We start from the raw sequence: 3,901 nt of genomic DNA on the forward strand, positions 1-3,901 counted from the left end.
TTCCGCATTCTGATAAATCCCAAGCCACGCCATTGGCGCAAACGGCTGTTAGCAGCTGGCTTATTTTTCACACTTAAATAGAGAACAAATTTCACTTTCATTTTTCAGATAATAAACTGTAAAACTTGACAATTTTTTAATTTTTGTTCCATATATAGCTTTTCCATTATCAAATTTATATTCTCTTAAAAATGTTCTGTCATTTTTTTTCATGTTATATTCATCCAAAAGTTCAATTAAGTTTTGTTCAGTTTCCGTTAAATTTTCATAATCTATAGCAAAAATGGTGAACCAATTAAATTTACTATATTCATCTTTAAAACTGTCGTTAATTATTTTCTTAAATACGTCTTCATAATTTTTTAAATCAATGAATAATATTAATTTATTTGTAGGTTTTTCTTTTTTATACAAGTATTCAACTTCAACAAAAGAAATTTGAGATTTTCCAATTTTAATAGTATCAGAAGGATCAATGTAATTTACCATGAAAACATCTTCACGCTTGACTTTCTGTGCTAAAATTAATGTTGGAATTAGTAAAATTACAAGTAAGTACTTCATCGTTTTGGTGTTGTAAGCTTGCTGCTAACGTTTCCAGGCTTTACGTCTGTTGCGTATTTTTAAGACTGGCGTTAACAAATATACCGAAAACTTTGAAAGAAAAAATGTCTATAGAAAGAAAAAAGATATTCACTAAACTTTCCAAATAAAACCCAAGCCTAGCAATAGCGTAAAACCTGTGTTGGCGGATAGTGCTTATATTTATTTCTGCTTTCTTTTTCGTAAATATTTGCTGAAAATATTTATATATCGATCATCAAATTTCACCAACGTTATTTGATTCCATTTGATTTCGGTTTCTTCTTCATCTAAAAAGCCTTTTGAGTCAAAATAATTTATAAAAACTGATTTTCCAGTTATTTTAGTAATTGGTCCAATGTCAAAAGTTTCATCTTCAGGATTTTCATTTTCAATTATTACATTTAGTCCACAATCTTTAATAGATTTAAAAATAGTTTGCCAATTTCTAAGTTCTATTTTGTGGTTCAAACCAACTTTTTCAATAACATTTTCTGCTTTGAGTATTTTTTCATAATACTTGTCGGAATTATTATATCTAATTTCTTCAATCGTTGAAATTGGAAATACGAAATAACCTAGAATATCGAATTCGTTAGATTCTTGGATAATTATAAATTCTTCTGAATAGTCAACTATAAATCCGCTAGTTTCTCCACGAGAATTTTTCGCAAACTTGCGTAATATTTTGCAATATTTTTTATTTTCGCAATGATATTTTATCTTCGATATTGTCTTTTCCATTTCGTTTTTTTAGCATTTCCGCCAACGTTCTGTCGCTTGCGCCAGTGGCGGTTTTCGCTCACTGACGAAAACAAATATACCGAAAAGTTAGAAAGAAAATGCGTGATTGAAAGAAAAAAGATATTCACTTCCGCATTCTGATAAATCCCGAGCCACGCCATTGGCGCAAACGGCTGTTAGGCGAAGTTATACTTTTGAGGCAATTTTTTTTAAATATTTAATAACCGATTCTGCTGAAACACTAAATTCTTCTTTTGCTATTTTTTCATTTTGAGATATCCAATTTTTAACTTCCTCTAAAAGTTGTTTTTTTTCTTCACGTTTCTCTTGACGATTTCCTATTGCAAGAATTTCGTCAACTTTTTTTTGAAATCTTTTTGGATAATATTTTTCAAAATCATGTTCGGAAAATTGAGAAAAATTTTTTTCATCCCATCCATTTTTAGTGTAAATCATTTTTAATTGATCAATAATTAATTTTTCTTCAGCACCATCATCAACTATAACCCAGACCTTATTTTTGTATGATGGTTCTAGATGTAGAAACACAAAAAGTTTATTAAAATCATCAAATTTAGGTACTACTTTTGACAATGAACCACAAGAAAATGTTCTTAACTTGTTTATTAGTTTTGGGGTGTACCATTTTATAAACCATTCTCTTATAAGGATTTCTGCTGATGATTCTTCCAAGAAAAGCCATGCTGACCAAAATCCAAAATCATTAAATTCATAACCTAAATTTTCTAAAACATTTTTTCTGTCTTCATAATTATTAGGGATTTCAGCTAAATTAGAAATAAATAAATTGGGTCTTTTAGCATCACTTCGTTCAGATGTAATATTGAAAACTTTTGAATTTTCAACACCTCCAAGATTTTTCATAACAATGTTTGAATGTGTTGAAATGAAAAATTGATTCGTTTCCGATTTTTCTATTATGAAATTAAGAAGATTTTTTAGTGCAGTAGGATGAATGTCATTTTCAGGTTCTTCAATTAAAAATATCCTATCTTCTGCAACACATAAATCAGTAATTAAACCTATAATATTAGTCACACCTTCTCCCATAGCAGTTAATGGGATATGTTCTTGATTATGAATAAAATAAACGCCTTTTTTGCCTTTTGGACTTGCTAGTGTAGAAATTTCAAATCCAAGAATATTATTGCAAGCATCAATATAAAGCTTGTTACCTGGTTGGAACTGAGGAGTTACTAATCTATCTATTTTGGAAAAAAGATTTGTAAAGTTGCCCAATACAGAATTTGTATGTGCTTCATTTATTTGATCTTCAAAATTTATTGATTTTCTTTTCGTAAGATAAGGATAAATTAAATTATTTGGTTCAATTTCTTTAATACGTTGAAAAGAATTAGGAGTTATTCCTGCAATATTTCTTATTGTCCATGCATTAGTTGATGGTAAATATACTAAGCTTATATTTGCGTTTGGATTACCAAATAAACCATTTGATATACCATTATGATTACCTTTAAAAAACAATTCAACCTTCCCATCTTTTTCTCCAATAGTTATGTCGCTTTTATTTATTGTATTTCTTTGCAAATTGAAAATAGTATTCAATATAGTAGATTTTCCAGAATTATTAGGCCCAATAAAAATATTAATTGAATCTGAAAAATCTGTTTTTGGCAATCTTTTGAAACCTCTAATATTGGTTAGTTCTATTGCTGTAATTTTCATTTCTTTTATGATGTAAAATAATTTCGCCTAACGTTCCCAGGCTTTATGTCTGTTGCGTATTTTAAAGACTGGAGTTAACAAATATACCGAAAACTTTGAAAGAAAAAACTTGAATTGAAAGAAAAAAGATAAAAGACCAAGTGTCCAAAAAAGCCCAAGCGCAGCAATAGCATAAAACCTGTGTTAGCGGTTCGGCTTTTTATGTTCATTTATTTTCTTCCAAGGAATTTGAATATATTATTTATGTTTACTCCAATTCCAGCAATATTTGGTTCAAGTATAATTGTGTCATTTAGTATTTTTCCAATACCACCTTTTAATTCTTTTTTTATTTTAAAATCTTTAATATCTTTTTTGTCTTTGATATCTTGAAATATTTTTTCGATAAGTTTTAATACATCTTGTGGCGTTTTACAAATTTTTCCTATTTCAATAAAAATTAATTTGTCTTCTGGTACTTTTGCGTTATAAGATTGCTTATCATTTCCGTCTAAAAAATATTTTGGATGAATTGTAGTAATCATTAATGCAGGAAGTAATTCTTTTGGATCAATTCCATTAACAGATTCCCAAGACATTAATTCAGAATAGAAATGACTTTCAGGAATACCTTGAATAGCAACTGAATCATTTTCAGCTGCAAATTTCGCTATTTTGTCAAAACTATTCCTCAAAGTATTTCCAATTGGTTCATCCCAATTATAATAATCCAATATGTACAGATAATAACTTCTTTCAACATTTTCTGGAAATGCTGCGATAGTGCTAATTTTTAATCCCATATTTCTATTTTTTCGTTTTTTTAAGCTGACCGCTAACGTTTCGTCGCTTGCGCCAGTGGCGATTTTCGACACTGACGAAAACAAAT

Annotated in this window: 4 protein-coding genes; all 4 read right to left on the bottom strand. The window is 28.7% G+C overall.

Annotated elements, in window-relative coordinates:
• Window positions 1–60: 60 nt before the first annotated feature.
• The 4 genes from ACODSI_RS14875 to ACODSI_RS14890 all read right to left on the bottom strand — a co-directional run bounded on the left by ACODSI_RS14875 (window position 61) and on the right by ACODSI_RS14890 (window position 3,815).
• Complete coding sequence (locus ACODSI_RS14875; RefSeq protein WP_488917644.1) at window positions 61–564, bottom strand: hypothetical protein; 504 nt, start codon at window positions 562–564, stop codon at window positions 61–63.
• A gap of 201 nt (window positions 565–765) precedes the next feature.
• The gene (locus ACODSI_RS14880) at window positions 766–1,326 is read right to left on the bottom strand and encodes a hypothetical protein (protein WP_488917645.1); all 561 of its coding nucleotides are present in this window, start codon (window positions 1,324–1,326) and stop codon (window positions 766–768) included.
• A gap of 186 nt (window positions 1,327–1,512) precedes the next feature.
• Window positions 1,513–3,033 (bottom strand): ATP-dependent nuclease, encoded by a 1,521-nt coding sequence (locus tag ACODSI_RS14885; protein ID WP_488917646.1) that lies wholly within the window; start codon window positions 3,031–3,033, stop codon window positions 1,513–1,515.
• Between the two features lie 209 nt (window positions 3,034–3,242).
• Complete coding sequence (locus tag ACODSI_RS14890) at window positions 3,243–3,815, bottom strand: hypothetical protein (protein WP_488917647.1); 573 nt, start codon at window positions 3,813–3,815, stop codon at window positions 3,243–3,245.
• Window positions 3,816–3,901: the final 86 nt, after the last annotated feature.

The organism is Flavobacterium sp. FG139, assembly GCF_057809695.1.